The sequence below is a fragment of the Paracoccus spongiarum genome, assembly GCF_030732095.1.
In the GTDB taxonomy this organism is placed as follows: Bacteria; Pseudomonadota; Alphaproteobacteria; order Rhodobacterales; family Rhodobacteraceae; genus Paracoccus; species Paracoccus spongiarum.
Genome location: NZ_JAVAMQ010000002.1, coordinates 180,564 through 202,502, shown reverse-complemented (window position 1 = coordinate 202,502; position 21,939 = coordinate 180,564). Strand labels below are relative to the sequence as shown.

The window sequence follows — 21,939 nt, the reverse complement described above, 5'->3', positions numbered from 1 at the left end:
CGTCATGGTCCTTTCGGGGATGGGTCGCGGGCCTCGGACAGCGCCTGCCAGGCAGGGGGCAGGGCGGAGCGCGCGCGACTGAAGGCGGGAAACAGCCGGTCATAGGTCAGCACGAGGTCGGGGTCGGGCGGTTCGGCCGCGCCCAGCAGCGGGGTGACCCAGTCGGCGATGCAGGCCTCCATGTCGGGATAGGCCCCGATCGCCACGGCGGCCATCATCGCCGCGCCCGCCGCGCCCGCCTCGTCGCGCGCGGACACGCGCACCGCGGCGTTCAGGCTGGCCGACAGGATCGCCCGCAGCGAGGGCGACCGCGCCGCGCCGCCGGTCAGGCGCAATTCGCCCGGCAGCGGGCCCATCGCGGCATAGCAGTCGCGCATCGCCATCCCCAGCCCGTCGGCGACGGCACGCAGCAGGTCGGGGAAACGGTGGGTGGCGTTCAGCCCGACGAAACCGGCCCGCGCGTCCGCATTGACGAAGGGGCCGCGCTCGCCGGCCTCGGAGATGTAGGGGTGATAGACGATCTGGCCGGGCCGCGACTGGGCCAGCCAGCCATCGATCCGGCCGACCAGGTCACGATGGGTGACCGGTTGTCCCATGTCGGAGATGATGCCCGCAGCGACGCCCAGCACCCAGTCGATGTTCAGCGTCGCGGCCATGTTGGTCTGCACCTGCGTCACGAGGCCCGGAACCGGCAGGCAGATGACATATCCGGTACCCTCGGGGTTCAGATGCACGGACTCGGCGCGCACCGCCCGAAGATGCACCCCTGTCGAGCCGACGGTCGAGCAGGCGACATCGCCCGCGCCGCCGCCATGCACGCCCGCGCCCAGGGCCGTCATCACCATGTCCACATAGCCAAGGCAGACCGGTGTGCCGGCGCGCAGGCCGGTCAGCGCGGCGGCCTCGGCGCACAGGGGATGCGTGGTGTCGGTGCCCTCGACGATCTCGGGCAGCAGGGCGCGGCGATGGCCAAGTCCAAGTGCGTCGATCACCGCCTCGTCATAGCGCCGGGTGCGGAAATTGCCGAAGGTGAAGCTGGCCTCGGACGGGTCGGTGGCGCGGATCCCGGTCAGGTTCAGATACAGCCAGTCCTTGCAGTGCAGGGCGACCTCGGCGTGGTCCAGCAATTCGGGCGCATGAACGTCCATATGCGCCATCTGCGCGCCCTGCTGGCAGGTGTTCAGCCCGGTGCCGGTCGCCTCGAACCGGCCGCGATCCGCCGCGCCGCCCGCCAGCCGCGCCACGGTCGGCGCGGCACGTGCGTCAAGCCACAGCCAGGCATCGCCGACCGGCCCGTCCCGACCCACAAGCCAGGTGCCGTCGCCCTGCGCCGTCACCGACAGCGCGGCGGTCCGCCCGGCCAGCCCGTCAATCCGGCCGGCCAGCCCGCGCAGCGCCGCGACGCAGTCTGCCCAGGTCTGCGACAGCGATTGCGTTGCCGCCCCGCCGGCGCCGGTCTGATAGCGATTCGCCACCGAGGCCGTCGCCAGCTGACGCCCGGCCAGATCGAAGGCCACGGCCTTGATGACCGAAGTGCCAGCGTCGATGCCGATCAGGATGTCGTGGCCGCTCATGTTGCTCTCCCAGCCTTCCCTGGCGGTATATACCATAATTATCGCACAAGGAACGTATTTTTTTACGCACATGATAATAAATTTCAGATATGATGCCCATAGGGATACCAAGATTGCGCGCGTGGCTGCGCGTCCTTGTGCCAGTCAACTGGGTGCTGTGGGGTGATCGCATGGGTATCGGCATGAGGAATCGGGGCTCCGGCCGGATTTCTGCCGGGCCGGCCGTGCGGCCGTCAGGCGCGGTTCGGGGTGGGCGCCACGCGACGCGGGCGAGTTGCACGAAATTTTTTCGAGGGATGTGTTAACAGAGTTGACCAGAGATATAACACAGTGGTAACACTACATGGCGATCAGGGGCCGGCGCGAGGAGGCGCTGCCCGGATCGGCGATCAGGGGAGGGGTCATGACATCTTGCACGCCACGCCCGGACGGCCACCGCCGCCCCGGGACCATGTCACTGCGGTCCGGCCTGTGCCGCAAGCTTCAAGCAGAGGGTTCAGCATGACTCAGAACAATGCCGCCGCCCCGAAAGCCCCCGCACCGTCGCGCCGCGGCCTGATGATTGGCCTCGGCCTCGGAGCGGTGGTGCTGGCCGCCATCGCGCTGGATACCACCGTGGTGCCGGTCGGTTCCGAGGCTGATGTCCGCGCGCAGGCGTTCTCGGCCGACAGCTACGGCCAGCAGGAATTCCCGCGCATCCGCGATGTGGTGAAGGCCAGGGCGGTCGATGCCGCGACGCTGGCGCCTGCGGTGCTGGCCGACAAGGATGCGGCCGCCGCGCAATACGGCACCGCTGCCTCGACCGGCGCGATCATGTTCGTGACCGTCACCGGCGTGGCGGGCGAGGCGAAATCGGGCGTCTATCCCCTGGCGGCCGAGGGGCTGCCCGCCGACATCACCCTGCGCGTCCAGACCGGGCCCGCGATCAACGGCACCGACCTGCGCGACGCCCCCGGCGACATCGCCTTCGGCCAGTTCAAGAACCAGATCGAATACCAGGACGCCGGCGCCGGCATCAACCGCGCCATGAAGGCCGAGATCCTCGATCCGATCGACACCGCAGGCCTGACCGGCAAGACGCTGACCGTGACCGGCGCCTTCCGCCTGATCAACCCTAAGAACTGGATGATCACCCCGGTCGAGGTGACCGTCCAATGAGCGCGCACGTCACCGTCACGGGCGACATCCCCGCGGGCCGCCCCGACGCGCGCGAGGTCGTGCTGGCCGCCCGCAACGTCGCCAAGTCCTATGGCAATGTCCACGCGCTGAAGGGTGTCAACTTCGACATCCATCGCGGCCAGGTCACGACGCTGTTCGGCGAGAACGGCGCAGGCAAGTCGACCCTGATGAAGATCCTGTCGGGCGTCATCCAGCCCACATCGGGCGAGATCATCCTGGACGGCAGCCCCGTCGCCTTCAACAATTCCACCGAGGCGCGCGACCGCGGCATCTCGATCATCCACCAGGAACTGAGCCTCGCGCCGAACATGTCGGTGCGCGACAACATCTTCATGGGCCGCGAGATCAGCGGCCCCGGCGGAGTCGATTTCGCCGAGGAAGAGCGCCAGACCCGCCGCCTGATGGCCGAGCTGGAGGAAGAGATCGACCCGCTGACCCCGGTCGAGGAACTGCGCCTTGGCCAGCAGCAGATCGTGGAGATCGCCCGCGCCCTGTCGGTGGACAGCCGCATCCTCATCATGGATGAACCGACCAGTGCGCTGTCGGCCAGCGAGGTCGAGGTGCTGTTCAAGGTGATCCGCGACCTGACGGCCAAGGGGGTCAGCATTGTCTATATCTCGCATCACCTGGAAGAGGCGCTGACCATCACCGACCATGCGGTGGTGCTGCGCGACGGCACCATGACCGCCTATGCCCCGCGTTCGGACATCGACCTTGAATGGATCGTGCGCAACATGGTCGGCGACAACTACGACCTCGGCAGCCCGCCCGCGACGCAGCTGGGCCAGCCCGCGCTGTCGATCCGCAACCTGACCCTGGCCGATCCGGCGGGCGGCTTCAACCTGGTGGACGGGCTGTCGCTGGATGTCCATGCGGGCGAGATCGTCTGCATCTACGGGCTGATGGGGGCGGGGCGCACCGAACTGCTGGAAACCTGCGCCGGGCGGCTGCGACCGACATCGGGCGAGGTGGTGCTGGAGGGGCGCGAGATCTCGCACCTGTCGATCGCCGAACGCATCGCCCGCGGCCTTGCCCTGGTCCCCGAGGATCGCCAGCGCGACGGGCTGGTGCAGACGATGAGCGTGGGCGAGAACCTGTCGCTGGCCTCGATCGCCAGCTTCACCAGGGGCCTGTTCACCCAGAAGCGGGCCGAGCGCAGCCTGATCGACGCCAGCATCCGCGAGGTGACAGTCAAGACCTCCGGGCCGGACGCTGCCATCGGCTCGCTGTCGGGGGGGAATCAGCAGAAGGTGGTGATCGGCAAGATGCTGGCCACAAGGCCGCGCGTCATCATGCTGGACGAACCCTCGCGGGGCATCGACATCGGCGCCAAGGCCGAGGTCTTCCGGCTTCTGGCCGAGGAAGCCAAGCAGGGGCTTGCGGTCCTCTACTCGACCTCCGAGGTCAGCGAATGCCTGTCGATCGCGCACCGGATCGTCGTCATGCACAAGGGCCGGATCTCGGCCGAATTCGATTCCACCGTCACCAAGGAAAAGATCATGGCCGCCTCGGGCGAGTCGCTGGTCGCCTGAGGGACGAGAGTGAGGGAGACCAGAACCATGTCGGACACCACCATCACCCGCCCCGCCAAGAAGGCCGATTTCAGCCTTGGTCGCCTGCTGCTGGAAGGCCGGGCCTTCTTTGCGCTGATCGCGATCATCGTGGTCTTTTCCATCCTGTCGCCGAACTACCTGACGGTCGGCAACTTCCTGATCATGGCCAGCCATGTGGCCATCTACGGCATCCTGGCGATCGGCATGCTGCTGGTGATCCTGAACGGCGGCATCGACCTGTCGGTGGGCTCGATCCTGGCGCTGTCGGGCGTCGTCGCCGGCGCCATGATGCAGGGGCTCGAGATCGACGCCCTGGGCGTGATCCTGTATCCGCCGGTCTGGGCTGTGGTCGTGCTGACCTGCCTCGTCGGCGGGCTGGTCGGGGCCGTGAACGGGGTGCTGATCTCGATCTTCAAGGTGCCGGCCTTCGTCGCCACGCTGGGGGTGATGTATGTGGCGCGCGGGGTCGCGCTGCTGATGACCAACGGGCTGACCTACAACAACCTGTCGGGCCGGGCCGAGCTGGGCAATACCGGCTTCGACTGGCTGGGCTTCAACCGCATCGCCGGTGTGCCGATCTCGGTGATCGTGCTGGCGGTGCTGGCGGTCCTCGCGGCGCTGATGCTGACGCGGTCCTCCTTCGGGCGCTGGCTTTACGCCTCGGGCGGCAATGAACGCGCGGCCGAACTGTCGGGCGTGCCGACCCGCCGGGTGAAGATCACCGTCTATACGCTGTCGGGCATCCTGTCGGCCATCGCGGGCCTCGTGCTGGCCTCGCAACTGACCTCGGCCGGGCCGACCGCTGGCGTCACCTACGAGCTGACGGCGATCGCCGCGGTTGTGATCGGCGGCGCGGCGCTGACCGGCGGGCGTGGCACCATCCAGGGCACCATGCTGGGCGCCTTCGTGATCGGCTTCCTGTCGGACGGCCTCGTGATCATCGGCGTGTCGTCCTATTGGCAGACCGTGTTCACCGGCGCGGTGATCGTGCTGGCGGTGCTGATGAACTCGCTTCAATACGGACGCGGCGGCCGCAAGGGCTGAGGCGTTCGCGACCTTCCCCGCCCGGCAGAACGGAAAAAGAGGCCGGGCGGAAAGCCTGCCGGACACGGCAGTTCCACCAACCCAAAGGGAGAGAGAAGAATGCTGAAGATGACGCGCCGCCTGCTTCTGGCCGCCGTGGCCGCCGCGCCGCTGATGGCCGGGGCCGCACAGGCCGAGGGCCTGATCTCGATCATCGTGAACGACCCGGCGAACCCCTACTGGTTCACCGAGGGCGAGGTCGCCAAGGCCACGGCCGAAGAGCTGGGCTATACCGCCAATGTCGCGGCCCACAAGGGCGACACCAACACCGAAAGCACGCTGATCGACACCGCGATCACGAACCAGTCCAAGGCGATCATCCTCGATCCCGCCAATGCCGACGGCTCGGTCGGCGCGGTCAAGAAGGCCGTCGATGCGGGCATCCCGGTGTTCCTCGTCAATGCCGAGATCAACCAGGAGGGACTGGCCAAGGCGCAGCTGGTGTCGAACAACGCCCAGGGCGCGGCACTTGGCGCGCAGGCCTGGGTCGAGGCGGTGGGTGACAGCGGCCAGTATGTCGAACTGTTCGGCAACCCCGCCGACAACAACGCCCAGACCCGCTCGAACGGCTTCGAGACGGTCCTGACCCAGTATCCGGATCTGGAAAAGGTCGGCCAGGAGGTCGCCAACTGGGACCGCACGCAAGGCTACCAGAAGGCCCAGTCGCTGCTGCAGGCCAATCCCGACGTGATCGGCGTGATCTCGGGCAATGACGAGATGGCCCTGGGCGCGATCGCCGCGCTGAAGGAGGCGGGCAAGCTGGAGCAGGTGAAGGTCGGCGGCTTCGACGGCTCGCCCGATGCGGTCGCGGCGGTGAAGGCCGGCGAGATGCAGTATACGGTGCTGCAGCCCGTCGCGGTATTCTCGGCCGAGGCGATCCGCCAGGCCGACAACTTCATCAAGACCGGCGAGACCGGCGCGGCCAGCGAAAAGCAGCTGTTCGACTGCATGCTGATCACCGCCGAGAACGCCGACAAGGTGACCGCACCCTTCACCCTGTCGGAGTGATCCTGGCAGGCGGGCGCGCAGGTCGCGCCCGCCCGTTCTTCCGACGCTCCCGTGGCCGCGCCGCCTTGGCCACATCCATTGGGGCGGCCGCACAGCTTCTCGCCTTTCGCGCGCCGCGGCGCTAAGGGAAAAGCCATGACCGATGCGACCTCATCCCCCTCTGCCGCCCCGCGGCCTCGCCCCATCGCCGAGGACATCCCCAGCGACAGCCGGCAGGCACGGCAGATCGCCCGGCGCCAGTTGATGGCCGAGGCGGTGATGGCCGAGGGCACCATGCGTATCGAGGATCTGGTCGAACGCTTCGGCGTCAGCCTGATGACCGCGCATCGGGATCTGGACGATCTGGAAAGCCGCGGCCTGCTGCGCAAGACGCGCGGGATCGTCTCGGCCGCGCCGACCAGCCTGATCGAATCCAGCGACATCTATCGCGACAGCCGGCAGGCGGCCGAGAAATCGGCAATCGCCGCAGCCGCCGCGCAGTGCATCGAGCCGGGGCAGGCGGTGTTCCTGGACGACAGCACCACTGTCCAGCGGATGGTGCCGCATCTGCCGGCACGGGTGCCGCTGACGGCGATCACCAACTCGATCCGCATGATGGCCGCGCTGAAGGACATCCGCGACCTTACGCTGCTGGGGCTGGGCGGGCAGTTCCAGCACTGGTGCAACGCCTTCATGGGCCCCGTCACCACGCAGGAGATCCGCAATCTGCGCGCCGACCTGGCCTTCATGTCCCTGTCGGCGATCACCGACGGCGTGGTGTTCCACCAGTCCCCCGAGATGGTCGAGACCAAGCGGGCGATGTTCGACAGCGCCGCCCGCCGCATCCTGCTGGCCGACCACACCAAGTTCACCCGCCGCGCCCTGCACGCGATGCTGCCGCTGGATCGCTTCGACCTCGTCATCGTCGACGACGCGACGCCGCGTGCCAGCATCGAGGCGCTGCGCGCGAAGGGCATCGAGGTCGCCATCGCCGTGTGCGGCGAGGACGGGCTGTAAGGGGGCTTGGAAGCCTCGCGCGCCGCGCTAATATCGCGGGCATGATCCGGTTGATGCCTCCCATCCCGCGCCGTCGGTTTCTGGCCGCCCTTGCCGGCGCCGCCCTGCTGCGCGGCGCGCCATGGCCCGTCGCCGCACAGGCCGAGGGCGCCCTGCCGCAAACGCTGCCGCAACCGCTGGACCCGCAGGCGACCATCGCCTTCACCGGTCATTCGATGCTGGCGGCGATCTTTCCCACCGACGACCACGCTTATAATGACGGCGTCGATTTCCCCAGCCTGTGGCCCGGCCCGACGCATTTCGACTTCGCGGGCTTTTCCTCGAATGCCGCGCGCTGGCGGGCGCTGGGCTATGCGCGGACAGGCAGCTACGACCGGCTGGTGATGACCGAGCTTGGCGACCTGAAGACCGGACTGCCGCACCCGGCCTCGGCCCAGGGGCGCCAGAACCTGCAACATCTCTACTGGTTCGCCATGACTGCGGTGTCGAAGGGCGCCGAGCCGGTCCTCTACATGCCGTGGTCGCCGCTTGACCCCGACCTCGACGCGCAGGCGCAGCCGGTGTTCCATTACCAGCGCGACTGGCTGGAACGCCATGTCGGCCGGCCGGTCTGGATCATCCCGGCGGGGCTTTTCGCCCGTGCCGCGCGCGACCACTACAAGGATGACGGGGCGCTGTTCGTCGATCTGGTGCATTGGCGCCCGAACGGGCCGGGGCCGACCGGGCTGGCCTATCTGACCTACCAGTTCTTCGCCCGCGCCCGCGTCCCGCAGCCGACCCTTTTCCCCGAGATGGAGGACATGGCCTGGCGGGTCCTGCAGGATTACCGCTGGGCGGGCTTTGGCGGCACGGGCGCCGTGCCGGCGCTGGCGATCGAGGACCCCTTGCCCGACCCGGCGCCTGTCCCCCCGCTGCCGGTGGTCCCCGCCGCCCGTCCCTGACGCCGCCCGTCCCTGACGCTGCCCGCCACCCCGTCATCCGCGGATCGGCCATCTGGCGGCCGCGCCCCCCGGCGACACGGGCGCGGACCCGCGCCGCCGCGACCATCGGTCCGTCACCGGACCAGCCATCGGATCAACCCGACGCGGCGCCCGCACAGCCATCGCTGAGAGGCTGTGCAGACCCGGTATCTGCCTCGACGTGATATGGCTGGACTGGTGCTGCGAGAGAGGATTGAACTCTCGACCTCTCCCTTACCAAGGGAGTGCTCTACCACTGAGCTACCGCAGCGCCTTGTGCAGGGGCGTTTAGACAAAGGCGCGGGGGCGCGCAAGGGGGCAGCGGGGTTTTTTGCCGTCGCCGCCGCGTCACGGGCCGCCGCATCGCTGGACTGTCGCGCGGTGCGGCGCTAACAGGGCGGGATGAGCGATGATCGGCCCGGTACCTCTGATGGCAAGGCGGCCCGTGAGGCGCGGCTGCGGGCCGCGCTGCGGGCCAATCTTCAGCGGCGCAAGGCACAGGCCCGTGCAAGGGCCGCAGAAGCCGACGGCGACGATAACAGCGGCAGCGAGACAGGCGGAGACGACAGCTAGATGGATCAGATCATCGTTCACGGGAACGGCCCGCTGAAGGGCGAGATACCGATTGCCGGTGCCAAGAACGCCTGTCTGACGCTGATGCCAGCGACGCTGCTGACCGACCAGCCGCTGACGCTGACCAACGCGCCGCGGCTGTCCGACATCCGCACCATGACCGAGCTGTTGCAAAGCCTTGGCGCCGAGGCGACCAGCCTGCAGGACGGGCAGGTGCTGGCGATGTCCAGCCATGACCTGACCAGCCAGCGGGCCGATTACGACATCGTGCGCAAGATGCGCGCCTCGATCCTGGTGCTGGGGCCGCTGCTGGCGCGGCATGGCCAGGCCGAGGTGTCGCTGCCCGGCGGCTGCGCGATCGGCGCGCGGCCCGTCGACCTGCATCTCAAGGCGCTCGAGGCGATGGGGGCCGAGCTGGATCTGCGCGACGGCTATGTGCATGCCCGCGCGCCGCTTGGCGGGCTGACCGGCGCGGTGGTCGAGTTTCCGATCGTTTCGGTCGGTGCCACGGAAAACGCGCTGATGGCCGCCACTCTGGCCCGCGGCACCACCGTTCTGAAGAACGCCGCGCGCGAGCCCGAGATCGTCGATCTGGCACAATGCCTGCGCCGGATGGGCGCGAGGATCGAAGGCGAGGGCACCGGCACCATCACCATCGAGGGCGTCGATGCACTGCACGGCGCGACCCATCCGGTGGTCACCGACCGGATCGAGTTGGGCACCTACATGCTGGCCCCGGCGATGTGCGGCGGCGAGGTCGAATGTCTGGGCGGCCGGATCGACCTGCTGGCCGCGTTCTGCGACAAGCTGGACCAGGCCGGCCTCAGCGTCGAGGAGACCCCGCGCGGACTGAAGGTCGCGCGCAGCAACGGGCGGGTGCGCGCCGTCGATGTGACCACCGAGCCCTATCCCGGCTTTCCGACCGACCTTCAGGCGCAGTTCATGGCGCTGATGTGCATGGCCGAGGGAACCAGCGTGCTGGAAGAGACGATCTTCGAGAACCGCTTCATGCATGCGCCGGAACTGGCCCGGATGGGCGCGCAGATCGAGGTGCATGGCGGCCACGCGACGGTCACCGGCGTCCAGCAGCTGCGCGGCGCCCCGGTCATGGCGACCGACCTGCGCGCCTCGGTCAGCCTGATTCTCGCGGGCATGGCCGCCGAGGGCCAGACCACCGTCAGCCGCGTCTATCACCTCGACCGCGGCTACGAGCATGTGGTGCGCAAGCTGCGCGGCGTCGGTGCCCATATCGAGCGGGTCAGGGAGGAATAGGCGATGGTGCGCGACGCAAGCTTCCGCGATGCCGATCCGCGCCCGATCGCGCTGCGGGCCGAAGACGCCGAGGATCTGCGGATCATGTCTGCGCTGGTGCAGGATGCGGTGCTGACAGGCGCCGACATCCGCCACGATGCCCGCCAGCGCCGGCTGGCGCTGCTGATCAACCGCTTCCGGTGGGAGGACGCCGATCAGGCCCGCGCCGAGGGCCGCCCCTTCGAGCGGGTCCGCGCCCTGCTGGTCGTCAATGACGTGCTGGGACTGCAAAGCGATGGCATAGCCCGCGACGAGGCCACGGTGCTGGAACTTCTGGCGCTGGAATGGCTGCCGGGCGCTGACGGCACGGGCCGGCTGTCGCTGAGCTTTGCCGGCGACGGCACGCTGATGGCCGAGGTCGAATGCATCAATCTGGACCTGCGCGACATGACCCGACCCTATGTGGCGCCCTCGGGCCGTGCCCCCGCGCACCCGGATTGATCGGGGGGCGGCGCGGCCACGGGGGCGGCACGGCGGCGCTTGAGGCGGTGGGCGCTTGCCGCTAACAAGGCGTGATTGCAGGGGAACGCGATGCCGGTCACGCTGAACAGCTCTGATGCAGATTTCGAAACGGGCTTTGCCGCGATGCTGTCGGCCAAGCGCGAGGACTCGGCCGATGTGAACGACGCGGTCGCGGCGATCATCGCGGATGTCCGGGCGCGGGGCGATGCCGTGCTGTGCGAACTGACCGCGCGCTTCGACAGGCTCGATCTGACGCCCGACCGCCTGCTCTTTTCGCAGGCCGAGATCGCGGATGCGGTGGCGCAGGTCGCGGACGAGGACCGCGCCGCGCTTGGCATGGCGGCCGAGCGTATCCGCGCCTACCATGCCCGCCAGGTGCCCGAGGATGCCAGCTGGACCGACCCCGAGGGCGCGACGCTTGGCTGGCGCTGGACGCCGGTGTCGGCGGCCGGGCTGTATGTGCCGGGCGGACAGGCCGCCTATCCCTCGTCGGTGCTGATGAATGCCATCCCGGCCCGCGTGGCCGGGGTCGGGCGGCTGGTGGTCTGCGTGCCGACGCCCGGCGGGGTGGTCAACCCGCTGGTGCTGCTGGCGGCGCAGCTGTCGGGCGTGGACGAGGTCTATCGCATCGGCGGTGCGCAGGCGGTTGCGGCGCTGGCCTATGGCACGGCCACGATCCGGCCCGTCGACAAGATCACCGGGCCGGGCAACGCCTATGTCGCGGCGGCCAAGCGGCAGGTCTTCGGCCAGGTCGGCATCGACATGATCGCGGGCCCCTCGGAAGTGCTGATCATCGCCGAGGGCCCGCAGAACCCGGACTGGCTGGCGCTGGACCTGCTGGCGCAGGCCGAACATGACGCCGACGCGCAGTCGATCCTGATCGTCACCGATCCGGCGCTTGGCCATGCGGTCGCGGGTGCGGTGGACCGCATCCTGCCGACGCTGCCCCGCGCCGCCATCGCCGGCGCAAGCTGGCGCGACTATGGCACGATCATCGCGGTCCGCGATCTTGACGAGGCGGCGGCGCTGTCGAACCGCATCGCGCCCGAGCATCTGGAGCTGTGCGTCGACGATCCCGAGGCGCTGGCCGCGAAATGCGTCCATGCGGGCGCGATCTTCCTTGGCGCGCACACCCCCGAGGCGGTCGGCGACTATGTCAGCGGCCCCAACCACGTCCTGCCGACGGCGCGATCGGCGCGCTTCTCGTCGGGGCTGTCGGTCCTCGACTTCCTCAAGCGCACCACGCTGGCGCGACTGACGCCCGGCGCGCTGGCGGCGATCGGCCCGGCGGCGGTGCGGCTGGCCGCATCCGAGGGGCTGCAGGCGCATGGCGCCTCGGTCCAGGCCCGGCTGGCCACGCTGAACGACAGGGGGGCCGGATGAGCCGACTGAGCCGCATCGAGATCGACGACAGCGCGATGGCGCCCGCCACGCCCGAGATCGAACAGGAACGCCGCGTCGCGATCTTCGACCTGATCGAGGACAACAGCTTCCTCGTGCCCGGCCGCGACGGCAGCGCCGCGCCCGCAGGCCCCTATGTGCTGGACCTGTGCATCCGCGAGGGGCGGCTGGTCTTCGACGTGGCCGGCGAGGGCGGCGAGAAGGTGGCAGAGTTCCACCTGTCCCTCGGCCCGTTCCGGCAGGTCGTCAAGGACTACTTCCAGATCTGCCAAAGCTATTTCGATGCGGTCAAGAAATTGCCGCCGGCGCAGATCGAGGCGATCGACATGGCTCGGCGCGGCATCCACAACGAGGGCGCCCGCACGTTGCAGGAACGCCTGGAGGGCAAGGCCGAACTGGATATCGATACCGCGCGGCGCCTGTTCACCCTGATCTGTGCGCTGATCCCGCAGGGCTGACCGGATGCAGCAGGACAAGATACCGCACGCCATCCTGTTCTGCTGTGACCACAATGCCATCCGCTCGCCCATGGCCGAGGGGATGATGAAGAAATACTATGGCCGCGCCGCCTATGTGCAGTCGGCCGGCGTCAGGAACGACATGGAGATCGACGGCTTCGCGATCGCCGTCTGCGAGGAGATCGGCGTGAAGCTGGAAAACCATCGCAGCCGCAGCTTTGACGAGATGATGGAATGGGGCGACGACCTGGGCGGCTTCGACCTGATCGTCGCGCTGTCTCCGGCCAGCCAGCGGCTGGCGCTGGAACTGACCCGGCTGGTGCATCTCGACGTCGAATACTGGCCGATCATGGACCCGACCGGACTGGCCGAGGGCCGCGAGGCCCGGCTGGCGGTGTATCGCCAGACCCGCGACCAGATCCGGTCTAGGATGATCGAACGCTTTGGGCCGCCCGCCGAAGATGCCGCCTGAGACGGCCAGACGGCCCGTCCTCCGCGGGCGATCAGGCCCGATGCCAGTGCTGCGGCGCGTCCCATTCCGGGGTGCGCTGCATCTCGGCCAGCACCTCGCTGCGATCCAGCCCCAGGTCGCGCAGCTGTCGATCGCTGATCCGCTTCAGGTCCAGCACCGGCGTGTCGCGATCCAGCGCGGTCAGCAGTCGTTCCAGCCAGGCCGGGCGCGGGATGATGCCATGTCCGGTGACCACGCGCAGCAGGGCTTTCGATGATTTCGCCATGATCAATCTCCTTCAGCATGGATCAATCCCGTTGATACGAACCGCCGTATGCTTCGGGATGATTGATTGATCGCGCAGAGGGTCGTATTTGTAAAATGAATGATATTGATCCGAATCATCAGGGGATGTGATTCATGCGAAATCTTGACATCGCCACGCTGCGATCGCTTCAGGCCGTGGCAGAGTACGGCGCGGTGACCCGGGCGGCGGATGCGCTGAACATGACGCAAAGCGCGCTGTCGATGCAGATCAAGCGGCTGGAAGAGCTGTTCGGCTCGCCGATCCTGCTCAAGCAGGGGCGCGGCGTGGTGCTGTCCGATTTCGCGACCGAACTGGTCCTCGAGGGGCGCAAGCTGGTGGCGCTGAACGACGCGATCCTGGCGCGCTTTGCCGGGCAGCGCCCCGAGGGGCGGCTGCGGGTCGGCCTGACCAGCGACTGGCTGTTTGCCCGCGTCGCGCAGGCGGTCCGGGCCTTTCGCGAGGACAACCCGCGGGTCGAACTGATCGTGAATGACGGCCGCAGCCGCGACCTGCGCCAGCAGATGCGCCAGGGCGAACATGACGTGATCCTGACCACCGAATTCGAGGCGCCGCTGGGCGCGATCCATCTGGCCAAGGTCGATCTGGGCTGGTTCGGCGCGATCAGCGGCGACAGCTGGCGGCAACGCCCGCTGCCGATCGCGAACTCGCCCCATTGCGCCTATTACCCGGTCGGGCTTCAGGCGCTGGAACGGGCGGGGATCGAGTGGGTGCAGACCATCAGCGATGGCGGCACCGACACGTGGCGGGTGCTGGCGGCGGCCGATCTGGGCGTGACCCTGCTGCCGCGCGGGATCTGCCAGCCGGGGCTGGAACTGGTCGATCATGGCGGCGCGCTGCCGCCGCTGCCGGCGACGTGGCTGAATGCCTATGTCGCCGATGGCCCGGCGCGGTCGCTGGCGGCCGAGTTCACCGGCCATCTGCGTCGCGCGGTCTGCGAGGTCGCGGCCGCCGCCTGATCTGGCGCCCGCCGCCGGGCGCGGCTCAGACGACGACCCCGGCGCCCTCGGTGGCGGGGCCGGCGACGGCGCGGAAGGCCGCGAACATCTCGCGCCCCATGCCCTCGCTGCTGGCGGTCGGGTCGAAGGCCGCGGGCCGGCGATCCTCGAAATCCTCGGCAAGGCAGTCGATGGTGCCCATGGTCGCATCCATGCGGATCACGTCGCCGTCGCGGACCCGCGCCAGCGGGCCGCCGACCGAGGCCTCGGGCGAGATGTGGATTGCCGCCGGGACCTTGCCCGAGGCGCCCGACATGCGCCCGTCGGTGACCAGCGCGACCCGAAGGCCGCGATCCTGCAGCACCGCCAGCGTCGGCGTCAGCGAGTGCAGTTCCGGCATCCCGTTCGCGCGCGGCCCCTGAAAGCGGACCACCACGATCGTGTCCTCGGTGAATTCGCCGGCCTTGAAGGCGGTCTTGACCTGCTCCTGGTCGGAAAACACCCGCGCCTTCGCCTCGATGACATGGCGTTCCTCGGCCACCGCGCTGACCTTGATGACGCCGCGCCCCAGATTGCCCTGAAGCTGCTTCAGCCCGCCGGTGCGCGCAAAGGGATCATGGGCCGGGCGCAGGATCTTGTCGTTCAGCGTCTCGCGGGCGCCGGGTTCCCAATGCACCCGCCCCTCGGCCAGCTTCGGCTCGGCCGTATAGCCCCCAAGGCCGGTGCCGTTGATCGTCTTGACATCCTCGTGCAGCATCCCCGCCTCGAGCAGCTGTCCGATCATGTAGCCGATGCCGCCGGCCGCGTGGAAATGGTTCACATCGGCCAGGCCGTTCGGATAGACCCGCGCCATCAGCGGCACCGCCTCGGAGATGTCGTGGAAATCCTCGAGGTCGATCAGCACGCCCGCGGCGCGTGCCATCGCCGGGATGTGCATGATGAGGTTGGTCGATCCGCCGGTCGACATCAGCCCGACCATGCCGTTCACGAAGGCCTTCTCGTCCAGGATCTCGCCCGCGGGCAGGAAGTCGTTGCCAAGCCGGGTGATCGCCGCCGCGCGCTGGACCCCGGCCACTGTCAGCGCCTCGCGCAGGGGCGTGTTCGGATTGACGAAGCTGGACCCGGGAAGGTGCAGGCCCATGAACTCCATCAGCATCTGGTTGCTGTTGGCCGTGCCGTAGAAGGTGCAGGTGCCCGGCGAGTGGTAGGACGCCATCTCGGCCGCCATCAGCGCGTCGCGCCCCACCTCGCCCGCCGCGAATTGCTGGCGCACCTTGGATTTCTCGTCATTGGGCAGGCCCGAGGGCATCGGCCCGGCCGGAATGAACACCGCCGGAATGTGGCCGAAGGTTGCGGCGCCCATCACCAGACCCGGCACGATCTTGTCGCACACGCCCAGATACAGCGCCGCGTCGAAACAGTCATGCGACAGCGCCACCCCCGTCGCCAGCGCGATCACGTCGCGCGAGAACAGCGATAGCTCCATCCCGGCGCGGCCCTGGGTGACGCCGTCGCACATCGCCGGCACGCCCCCGGCGACCTGAACGGTGGCCCCCGCCGCATGGCCGGCCGCGCGGATCAGGTCGGGATAGCGCTCATAGGGCTGATGCGCCGACAGCATGTCGTTATAGGCCGTGACGATCCCGATATTGGGCTTGCGCGTGGTGGCCATGTCCTCCTTGTCGGGCATCGCGGCATAGGCATGGGCCTGGTTGCCACAGCTAAGATGCGCGCGGCGCGGCCCGTCCTCGGCTGCCCGTGCGATCTTTTTGAGATAGGCGGCGCGGGCGGTGTCCGACCGCTGGCGGATGCGGTCGGTAACACGGTCGATTGTGGCGTGCAGGGTCATCGTGGCCTCCTGTGGCTTTCCGTCGACTATAGGTCGTTAGCGTTAACGGCGCAACCTGCGCTGAATTTTTCGGCAACGCGGCCGCGGTGCGGGACTCACCGTGCCGACCTTGCGCGGCGTCGCTTGCCTTTCCTTCTACCACATCGATGCCGGGGGATGGCCTTGCGGCTTGTGCCGGGCGGGAGGTCGTGCCAGATCGGCAGCGAAAGGAACCCGACATGAGCGATCTTCCCGTCATCCGCCTGCGCCCCAGGACCCGGCCCCAGGCGATCCGTCACGGATTTCCCTGGATCTATGCCGACGAGGCGGTTCTGGATCGTCGCACCCGGTCGGTTGCGCCGGGCAGCTTTGCGGTGCTGGAGGATGACGAGCGGCGGCCGCTGGCGCTTGTCACCGTCAACCCGGCCTCGAAGATCGTTGCCCGGGTGATGGATCGTGACCCCGAGGCGCGAATCGACGAGGCCTGGCTGCGCCAGCGGATCGCGCGGGCATTGTCGTTGCGCCAACGCCTGCACGACACGCCCTTCTACCGTCTTGTCCATGCCGAGGCGGACGGCCTGCCGGGGGTGGTCATCGACCGCTTCGACAGCGCCGCCGTGATCCAGCCGAACGCCGCATGGGCCGACCGCATGGCGGGCCAGATCGCCGACGCGCTGGCCGAGGTGACGGGGGTGACGACGGTGATCCTCAACGGTCAGGGGCGGGCGCGCGGGCTGGATGGTCTGGACGAACGTATCGAGGTCCTGCTGGGCGATGCGCCCGCCGCCCCGGTCGGGGTGCCGATGAACGGCGCGGTCTACCTTGCCGACCTGATGGGCGGCCAGAAGACCGGGCTGTACTACGATCAGCGGCCGAATCATGCCTTTGCGCAGCGGCTGTCGGCGAATGCCGAGGTTCTGGATGTCTTCAGCCATGTCGGTGGCTTCGGCCTTGCCGCGCTGGCGGCGGGGGCGGTGCGCGCGACATGCGTTGACGGCAGCGCGGCCGCGCTGGATCTGGCGACGGCCGGCGCCGAGGCGATGGGCGCTGCGGACCGTCTGGAAACGCGGCAGTCCGACGCCTTCAAGGCGATGGAGGCGCTGGCGGCCGAGGACCGCCGCTTTGATCTGGTCGTCTGTGATCCACCGGCCTTCGCGCCGTCCCGGCAGGCGCTCGAGGCGGGGCTGCGTGCCTATGAACGGGTGGCGCGCCTTGCCGCGCCGCTGGTGGCGCCCGACGGCTATCTGGTGCTGTGCAGTTGCAGCCATGCCGCCGACCTGACGCAGTTCCGCAATGTCAGCGCGCGCGGCATCGGCCGGGGCGGGCGGCGCGGGGTGCTGATCCATACCGGCCAGGCCGGGCCGGATCATCCGACCCTGCCGCAACTGGCCGAGACAGGCTATCTGAAGGCGCTGTTCTTCCGGCTCGACTGATGCGCGCGGTTCTGGACGCCAATGTTCTGTTCCCCACGATCCTGCGCGAGATCCTGACCGATCTTGCGGGCGCGGGCCTCTTCCAGCCGTTGTGGTCGCAGCGCATCCTTGCCGAATGGCGCCATGCGGCGGGCCGTCTCGGGGTGGATCAGGACCGCATCGCCGGGGCCGAGATCGCCCTGCTGCGCCTGCGCTTTCCCGATGCCGCACAAGCTGATGACGGCGACCGGGCGATCGACCTGGATCTGCCCGACCCCGCAGACCGCCATGTGATCGAGGCCGCCCTGGCGGGCTCGGCGTCGCTGATCGTCACCGCCAACCTGCGCGACTTCCCCCGACACCTCATGCAGGGGCTGGCTTTGCGGGCGATCCATCCCGATGCATTCCTGCTGGACCTGCACCGCAGCGACCCGCAGGCCGTCGCGGCCGCAGCGCAGGCGGCACGCGGCAAGGCCGCCGCGATGGGCGGCGCGATGAGTATGGCCGAAATGCTGCACCGCAGCCGCCTGCCGCGACTGGCCAAGGCACTGAGAGGTTGAACCGAGTTGCTGTTAACGCTAACAAGAGATATGGCAGTGGCCAACCGCAAGGAGGACAGCATGGTCTCGCGCGTCATTCCGGTCGAGGATTTCGATCTGGTCATCTTCGGCGCCACGGGCGATCTGGCACATCGCAAGATCCTTCCGGGGCTGTTCCGGCGCTTTGTGGCCGGGCAGATCCCCGAAACCTCGCGGATCATCGGCGCGGCGCGCACCGAACAGGATGACGAGGCCTTCCGGGCCGAGGCGGCAAGGGCGATCGTGGAATTCGCGGGGGTGAAGAAGAACGATCCCCGGCTTGCGCAATTCGTCGAACTTCTGGGCTATACCGCCATCGACGCCAGGGGCGAGGGCGGCTGGAACGAGTTGAAGGGCCGGATGCGCGAAGGCGCCGTCCATGCCTTCTACTTCTCGGTCGCGCCGGCGCTGTTCGGCGACATCGCCGAACGTCTGGCCGGTCACGGCATCGCCGACGCCCAAAGCCGCATCGTCGTCGAAAAGCCCTTCGGGCGCGACCTGGCCTCGGCCCGCGCGCTGAACGCGATGCTGGCCCAGCATTTCGACGAGCACCAGATCTACCGGATCGACCATTACCTGGGCAAGGAAACGGTCCAGAACCTGATGGCCGTGCGCTTTGCCAACGTGCTGTTCGAGCCGTTGTGGAACGCACAATATGTCGATCACGTCCAGATCACGGTGGCCGAGACGGTTGGCGTCGCGGGGCGTGGCAGCTATTACGACAAGTCCGGCGCGATCCGGGACATGGTCCAGAACCACATGATGCAGCTTCTGTGCCTGATCGCGATGGAGCCGCCCTATCACTTCGATCCCGACGCCGTGCGCGACGAGAAGCTGAAGGTGATCCGCGCGCTCGAGCCTCTGGAACCGGGCGACATCGTGCGCGGCCAGTATCAGGCCGACGGCAAGGAACCGGGCTATCTGGAGGCCGCCGAGAACCCCGATTCGCGGACCGAAAGCTATGTCGCGATGAAGGTCCGTATCTCGAACTGGCGCTGGCAGGGCACGCCCTTCTACCTGCGCACCGGCAAGAAGCTGCGCGCCCGCACCAGCGAGATCGCGATCACCTTCAAGGAGCCGCCGCACTCGATCTTCGACGACACCGGCGCGCCCAAGGCCAATGAACTTGTCATCCGGCTGCAACCAAACGAGGGCATGAACCTGAAGGTGATGATCAAGGAACCGGGGCCGGGGGGGATGCGACTGGTGCAGGTGCCGCTGGACATGTCCTTCGCCGATGCTCTGGGGGCCGAGGGCGCGGACATGCCAGATGCCTATGAGCGGCTTATCATGGATGTGATCCGCGGCAACCAGACGCTGTTCATGCGCGGCGACGAGGTCGAGGCCGCCTGGGCCTGGACCGACCCGATCATCAACGCCTGGGAGGACAGCAAGCGCCGGCCCGAACCCTATGATCCCGGCTCGTCCGGCCCCGAGGAGGCGCTGCGGCTGATGCATCGCGACAACCGGCGCTGGCGGGAAATCCGCTCATGAGCATGGAGTTCCGCGACTATCCCGACCGCGAGATGCTGGCCCTGTCGCTGGCCGACCAGCTGGCATCTCAGCTGGCCCAGCACTTGCGCGCCCACCCCTCGGCCAGCCTGTGCGTGCCGGGCGGCACCACGCCCAGTCCGGTGTTCGAGACGCTCAGCGGCACCGATATCGACTGGGACCGCGTCACGGTGTTTCTGGGTGACGAACGCTGGGTGGATGGCGATCACAAACGTTCGAACACGCGGCTGTTGCGCCGGCATCTGCTGAAGGACCGTGCGGCCGGGGCGAACTATATCGACCTCTATACCGGCGCCGACCGGCCGGACGACGCGACCGGCCCGCTGGCCGAGGCGCTGGCGCCGCACCTGCCGATCACCGTTGCGCTGCTGGGGATGGGCAATGACATGCACACCGCCAGCCTGTTTCCCGGCGCCGATCATCTGGCTGCCGCGATGGCCCCGGACGCGCCGCCGCTGATGGCGATTCGCGCCGAGGGCGCCGAAGAGCCGCGCATCACGCTGACCCGCCCGATCCTGTCGGGCGCCTTCAACATCCACGTCCTGATCATGGGCCCGGAAAAACGCGAGGCGCTGGACCGTGCCGCCAGGCTGGACCCGATGGAAGCCCCGATCCGGGCGTTTCTGGACAGCGCCATCGTTCACTGGGCCGAATAGAAGGTAGTTGAGATGACCGACCTCTGGAGCCGGCTGACCTCGCACCGCATATCGCAGGGCGATCAGCGCATCACCGACCTGTTCGAGGCCGATGCGGGCCGCGCCGCCGCGTTCTGCACCGAGGCGGACGGGCTGGTCTTCGACTGGTCCAAGACCATGATCGACGCGCCCGCCCGCGACCTGCTGCTGGCGCTTGCGCAGGGTGCCGATATCGCGGAACGCCGCGCCGCGATGTTCCGCGGCGACCGGATCAACGAGACCGAGGACCGCGCCGTGCTGCACACCGCGCTGCGCAACCTGTCGGGCAGCGTCACCGTCGATGGCGAGGACGTGATGCCCGCCGTCCGCGCCACGCATGAGCGCATGTCGGCCTTCGCGCGCGACCTGCGCTCGGGCGCTTTCGCGGGGCAGGGTGGCAAGATCACCGATGTCGTCAATATCGGCATCGGCGGCTCGGACCTTGGCCCCTACATGGCGGTGCTGGCGCTGGCACCTTTCCATGACGGCCCGCGCACCCATTTCGTCAGCAATGTGGACGGCGCCGACATCGCCGACACGCTGAAGGGGCTGGACCCCGCCACGACGCTGGTGATCGTGGCGTCCAAGACGTTCACCACCATCGAGACGATGACCAACGCCCGCACTGCGCGCGACTGGATGGCGGCCAGGGTGGCTGACCCGGCCGCGCAGTTCGTGGCGCTGTCCTCGGCCGCCGACAGGACCGCCGATTTCGGCATCGACCCCAGCCGCGTCTTCGGCTTCGAGAACTGGGTCGGCGGGCGCTATTCGGTCTGGGGTCCGATCGGCCTGTCGCTGATGCTGGCCGTCGGCCCCGAGAATTTCGAGCGTTTCCTGGATGGCGGCGCGGCGATGGATCGTCATTTCCAGACCGCCCCGCTGGATCGCAACCTGCCGGTGCTGCTGGCTCTGGTCGGCATCTGGCACCATCAGGTCTGCGGCTATCCAACCCGCGCCGTGCTGCCCTATGACAACCGCCTGCTGCGGCTGCCCGCCTATCTGCAGCAGCTGGAAATGGAATCGAACGGCAAGCGGGTGGCGATGGATGGCAGCGATCTGGCGGTCGTCTCGGGGCCGGTGGTCTGGGGCGAGCCGGGCACCAACGGCCAGCACGCCTTCTACCAGCTGATCCATCAGGGCACGATGCCCGTGCCCTGCGAATTCATCCTGGCCGCGCGCGGCCACGAGCCCGACCTGGCCCATCACCACATCCTGCTGGCCGCGAACTGTCTTGCGCAGTCCGAGGCGCTGATGCGGGGGCGCAGCCTCGACGAGGCGCGCGCGCTGATGGCCGCGAAGGGGCTTGAGGGGGCCGAGCAGGACCGGCAGGCCCGGCACCGGGTGTTCCCCGGCAACCGGCCCTCGACCACGCTTCTGATCCCGCAGCTGACACCCTACACGCTGGGCCAGGTCGTCGCGCTTTACGAGCATCGGGTCTTTGTCGAGGGTGTCATCCTTGGCCTGAACAGCTTTGACCAGTGGGGGGTCGAACTGGGCAAGGAACTGGCCCTGAAGGTCGAGCCGCTGCTGAAGGGCGAGCCTGCGCCAGGCCATGATCCCTCGACCGAACATCTCGCGGGGCTGTTCCGCGCCCTGCGCGCCTGAGCCCGCGCGGCGCCGCGCCTTTTCCTCATCGCCGTGACGGGCTAGTGTCGCGCCGATCA

Annotated in this window: 21 protein-coding genes and 1 tRNA gene; 18 read left to right on the top strand and 4 right to left on the bottom strand. The window is 68.5% G+C overall.

Annotated elements, in window-relative coordinates:
• Nucleotides 1–2: 2 nt before the first annotated feature.
• Entirely contained in the window at nucleotides 3–1,574 is a 1,572-nt protein-coding gene (locus tag Q5Y72_RS02995) for an FGGY-family carbohydrate kinase (RefSeq protein ID WP_305961932.1), read from the bottom strand.
• Nucleotides 1,575–2,075: 501 nt separating this feature from the next.
• Between Q5Y72_RS02995 and Q5Y72_RS02990 the strand changes: the two genes are divergently transcribed.
• The 6 genes from Q5Y72_RS02990 (at nucleotide 2,076) to Q5Y72_RS02965 (ending at nucleotide 8,334) form a co-directional block, all read left to right on the top strand.
• Complete coding sequence (locus Q5Y72_RS02990) at nucleotides 2,076–2,732, top strand: DUF2291 family protein (protein WP_305961931.1); 657 nt, start codon at nucleotides 2,076–2,078, stop codon at nucleotides 2,730–2,732.
• Entirely contained in the window at nucleotides 2,729–4,285 is a 1,557-nt protein-coding gene (locus Q5Y72_RS02985) for a sugar ABC transporter ATP-binding protein (RefSeq protein WP_305961930.1), read from the top strand. The genes Q5Y72_RS02990 and Q5Y72_RS02985 overlap by 4 nt, the downstream gene beginning before the upstream one ends.
• 9 nt (nucleotides 4,286–4,294) lie before the next feature.
• On the top strand, nucleotides 4,295–5,350 hold the full coding sequence (locus tag Q5Y72_RS02980) for an ABC transporter permease (RefSeq protein ID WP_305961929.1): 1,056 nt from the start codon (nucleotides 4,295–4,297) through the stop codon (nucleotides 5,348–5,350).
• A gap of 99 nt (nucleotides 5,351–5,449) precedes the next feature.
• Entirely contained in the window at nucleotides 5,450–6,397 is a 948-nt protein-coding gene (locus tag Q5Y72_RS02975) for a D-ribose ABC transporter substrate-binding protein (RefSeq protein WP_305961928.1), read from the top strand.
• Nucleotides 6,398–6,532: 135 nt separating this feature from the next.
• The gene (locus Q5Y72_RS02970; RefSeq protein ID WP_305961927.1) at nucleotides 6,533–7,393 is read left to right on the top strand and encodes a DeoR/GlpR family DNA-binding transcription regulator; all 861 of its coding nucleotides are present in this window, start codon (nucleotides 6,533–6,535) and stop codon (nucleotides 7,391–7,393) included.
• 53 nt (nucleotides 7,394–7,446) lie between these two features.
• Nucleotides 7,447–8,334, top strand: coding sequence for a hypothetical protein (locus tag Q5Y72_RS02965; protein WP_305961926.1), 888 nt, complete (start codon nucleotides 7,447–7,449; stop codon nucleotides 8,332–8,334).
• Between the two features lie 214 nt (nucleotides 8,335–8,548).
• Here Q5Y72_RS02965 and Q5Y72_RS02960 read toward each other — a convergent pair.
• Nucleotides 8,549–8,623: transfer RNA gene (locus tag Q5Y72_RS02960), tRNA-Thr, on the bottom strand.
• A 131-nt stretch (nucleotides 8,624–8,754) separates the two neighbouring features.
• Here Q5Y72_RS02960 and Q5Y72_RS02955 point away from each other — a divergent pair.
• The 6 genes from Q5Y72_RS02955 (at nucleotide 8,755) to Q5Y72_RS02930 (ending at nucleotide 13,029) form a co-directional block, all read left to right on the top strand.
• Complete coding sequence (locus Q5Y72_RS02955) at nucleotides 8,755–8,925, top strand: hypothetical protein (RefSeq protein WP_305961925.1); 171 nt, start codon at nucleotides 8,755–8,757, stop codon at nucleotides 8,923–8,925.
• Nucleotides 8,926–10,197 carry a UDP-N-acetylglucosamine 1-carboxyvinyltransferase gene (murA, locus tag Q5Y72_RS02950; protein WP_305961924.1) on the top strand — a complete coding sequence of 424 codons (1,272 nt, stop codon included), beginning with the start codon at nucleotides 8,926–8,928 and terminating at the stop codon, nucleotides 10,195–10,197.
• Nucleotides 10,198–10,200: 3 nt separating this feature from the next.
• Complete coding sequence (locus Q5Y72_RS02945) at nucleotides 10,201–10,677, top strand: DUF2948 family protein (RefSeq protein ID WP_305961923.1); 477 nt, start codon at nucleotides 10,201–10,203, stop codon at nucleotides 10,675–10,677.
• A gap of 90 nt (nucleotides 10,678–10,767) precedes the next feature.
• Complete coding sequence (gene hisD / locus Q5Y72_RS02940) at nucleotides 10,768–12,081, top strand: histidinol dehydrogenase (RefSeq protein WP_305961922.1); 1,314 nt, start codon at nucleotides 10,768–10,770, stop codon at nucleotides 12,079–12,081.
• Nucleotides 12,078–12,557, top strand: coding sequence for a UPF0262 family protein (locus tag Q5Y72_RS02935; protein WP_305961921.1), 480 nt, complete (start codon nucleotides 12,078–12,080; stop codon nucleotides 12,555–12,557). Before hisD ends, Q5Y72_RS02935 begins: the two co-directional genes overlap by 4 nt.
• Before the next feature lie 4 nt (nucleotides 12,558–12,561).
• Entirely contained in the window at nucleotides 12,562–13,029 is a 468-nt protein-coding gene (locus Q5Y72_RS02930) for an arsenate-mycothiol transferase ArsC (RefSeq protein ID WP_305961920.1), read from the top strand.
• A 31-nt stretch (nucleotides 13,030–13,060) separates the two neighbouring features.
• On the opposite strand, the gene Q5Y72_RS02925 is transcribed toward Q5Y72_RS02930, so the two are convergent.
• On the bottom strand, nucleotides 13,061–13,294 hold the full coding sequence (locus tag Q5Y72_RS02925; RefSeq protein WP_305961919.1) for a hypothetical protein: 234 nt from the start codon (nucleotides 13,292–13,294) through the stop codon (nucleotides 13,061–13,063).
• A 134-nt stretch (nucleotides 13,295–13,428) separates the two neighbouring features.
• On the opposite strand from Q5Y72_RS02925, the gene Q5Y72_RS02920 reads away from it, so the two are divergent.
• Nucleotides 13,429–14,292, top strand: a complete 864-nt coding sequence (locus Q5Y72_RS02920; protein WP_305961918.1) for a LysR family transcriptional regulator — start codon at nucleotides 13,429–13,431, stop codon at nucleotides 14,290–14,292.
• 25 nt (nucleotides 14,293–14,317) lie between these two features.
• On the opposite strand, the gene edd is transcribed toward Q5Y72_RS02920, so the two are convergent.
• Nucleotides 14,318–16,120 (bottom strand): phosphogluconate dehydratase, encoded by a 1,803-nt coding sequence (edd, locus tag Q5Y72_RS02915; RefSeq protein ID WP_305961917.1) that lies wholly within the window; start codon nucleotides 16,118–16,120, stop codon nucleotides 14,318–14,320.
• 218 nt (nucleotides 16,121–16,338) lie between these two features.
• Between edd and Q5Y72_RS02910 the strand changes: the two genes are divergently transcribed.
• Genes Q5Y72_RS02910 through pgi form a run of 5 tightly spaced genes read left to right on the top strand, consistent with a single transcriptional unit; the run spans nucleotide 16,339 to nucleotide 21,880 of the window.
• Nucleotides 16,339–17,532 carry an RSP_2647 family RNA methyltransferase gene (locus tag Q5Y72_RS02910; RefSeq protein WP_305961916.1) on the top strand — a complete coding sequence of 398 codons (1,194 nt, stop codon included), beginning with the start codon at nucleotides 16,339–16,341 and terminating at the stop codon, nucleotides 17,530–17,532.
• On the top strand, nucleotides 17,532–18,071 hold the full coding sequence (locus Q5Y72_RS02905; RefSeq protein ID WP_305961915.1) for an RSP_2648 family PIN domain-containing protein: 540 nt from the start codon (nucleotides 17,532–17,534) through the stop codon (nucleotides 18,069–18,071). The genes Q5Y72_RS02910 and Q5Y72_RS02905 overlap by 1 nt, the downstream gene beginning before the upstream one ends.
• 60 nt (nucleotides 18,072–18,131) lie before the next feature.
• Nucleotides 18,132–19,583, top strand: a complete 1,452-nt coding sequence (zwf, locus tag Q5Y72_RS02900; RefSeq protein ID WP_305962080.1) for a glucose-6-phosphate dehydrogenase — start codon at nucleotides 18,132–18,134, stop codon at nucleotides 19,581–19,583.
• A gap of 2 nt (nucleotides 19,584–19,585) precedes the next feature.
• Nucleotides 19,586–20,257 carry a 6-phosphogluconolactonase gene (gene pgl, locus Q5Y72_RS02895; RefSeq protein WP_305962079.1) on the top strand — a complete coding sequence of 224 codons (672 nt, stop codon included), beginning with the start codon at nucleotides 19,586–19,588 and terminating at the stop codon, nucleotides 20,255–20,257.
• A gap of 12 nt (nucleotides 20,258–20,269) precedes the next feature.
• On the top strand, nucleotides 20,270–21,880 hold the full coding sequence (gene pgi, locus Q5Y72_RS02890; RefSeq protein ID WP_305961914.1) for a glucose-6-phosphate isomerase: 1,611 nt from the start codon (nucleotides 20,270–20,272) through the stop codon (nucleotides 21,878–21,880).
• The last annotated feature ends 59 nt before the right edge of the window (nucleotides 21,881–21,939 follow it).

What these genes read in the sequence shown, in the direction of transcription:
- Q5Y72_RS02995 (WP_305961932.1), bottom strand. Translation starts at nt 1,574, where the DNA reads ATGAGCGGCCACGACATCCTGATCGGCATCGACGCTGGCACTTCGGTC.
- Q5Y72_RS02990 (WP_305961931.1), top strand. Translation starts at nt 2,076, where the DNA reads ATGACTCAGAACAATGCCGCCGCCCCGAAAGCCCCCGCACCGTCGCGC.
- Q5Y72_RS02985 (WP_305961930.1), top strand. Translation starts at nt 2,729, where the DNA reads ATGAGCGCGCACGTCACCGTCACGGGCGACATCCCCGCGGGCCGCCCC.
- Q5Y72_RS02975 (WP_305961928.1), top strand. Translation starts at nt 5,450, where the DNA reads ATGCTGAAGATGACGCGCCGCCTGCTTCTGGCCGCCGTGGCCGCCGCG.
- Q5Y72_RS02970 (WP_305961927.1), top strand. Translation starts at nt 6,533, where the DNA reads ATGACCGATGCGACCTCATCCCCCTCTGCCGCCCCGCGGCCTCGCCCC.
- Q5Y72_RS02965 (WP_305961926.1), top strand. Translation starts at nt 7,447, where the DNA reads ATGCCTCCCATCCCGCGCCGTCGGTTTCTGGCCGCCCTTGCCGGCGCC.
- Q5Y72_RS02955 (WP_305961925.1), top strand. Translation starts at nt 8,755, where the DNA reads ATGAGCGATGATCGGCCCGGTACCTCTGATGGCAAGGCGGCCCGTGAG.
- murA (WP_305961924.1), top strand. Translation starts at nt 8,926, where the DNA reads ATGGATCAGATCATCGTTCACGGGAACGGCCCGCTGAAGGGCGAGATA.
- Q5Y72_RS02945 (WP_305961923.1), top strand. Translation starts at nt 10,201, where the DNA reads ATGGTGCGCGACGCAAGCTTCCGCGATGCCGATCCGCGCCCGATCGCG.
- hisD (WP_305961922.1), top strand. Translation starts at nt 10,768, where the DNA reads ATGCCGGTCACGCTGAACAGCTCTGATGCAGATTTCGAAACGGGCTTT.
- Q5Y72_RS02935 (WP_305961921.1), top strand. Translation starts at nt 12,078, where the DNA reads ATGAGCCGACTGAGCCGCATCGAGATCGACGACAGCGCGATGGCGCCC.
- Q5Y72_RS02930 (WP_305961920.1), top strand. Translation starts at nt 12,562, where the DNA reads ATGCAGCAGGACAAGATACCGCACGCCATCCTGTTCTGCTGTGACCAC.
- Q5Y72_RS02925 (WP_305961919.1), bottom strand. Translation starts at nt 13,294, where the DNA reads ATGGCGAAATCATCGAAAGCCCTGCTGCGCGTGGTCACCGGACATGGC.
- Q5Y72_RS02920 (WP_305961918.1), top strand. Translation starts at nt 13,429, where the DNA reads ATGCGAAATCTTGACATCGCCACGCTGCGATCGCTTCAGGCCGTGGCA.
- edd (WP_305961917.1), bottom strand. Translation starts at nt 16,120, where the DNA reads ATGACCCTGCACGCCACAATCGACCGTGTTACCGACCGCATCCGCCAG.
- Q5Y72_RS02910 (WP_305961916.1), top strand. Translation starts at nt 16,339, where the DNA reads ATGAGCGATCTTCCCGTCATCCGCCTGCGCCCCAGGACCCGGCCCCAG.
- Q5Y72_RS02905 (WP_305961915.1), top strand. Translation starts at nt 17,532, where the DNA reads ATGCGCGCGGTTCTGGACGCCAATGTTCTGTTCCCCACGATCCTGCGC.
- zwf (WP_305962080.1), top strand. Translation starts at nt 18,132, where the DNA reads ATGGTCTCGCGCGTCATTCCGGTCGAGGATTTCGATCTGGTCATCTTC.
- pgl (WP_305962079.1), top strand. Translation starts at nt 19,586, where the DNA reads ATGGAGTTCCGCGACTATCCCGACCGCGAGATGCTGGCCCTGTCGCTG.
- pgi (WP_305961914.1), top strand. Translation starts at nt 20,270, where the DNA reads ATGACCGACCTCTGGAGCCGGCTGACCTCGCACCGCATATCGCAGGGC.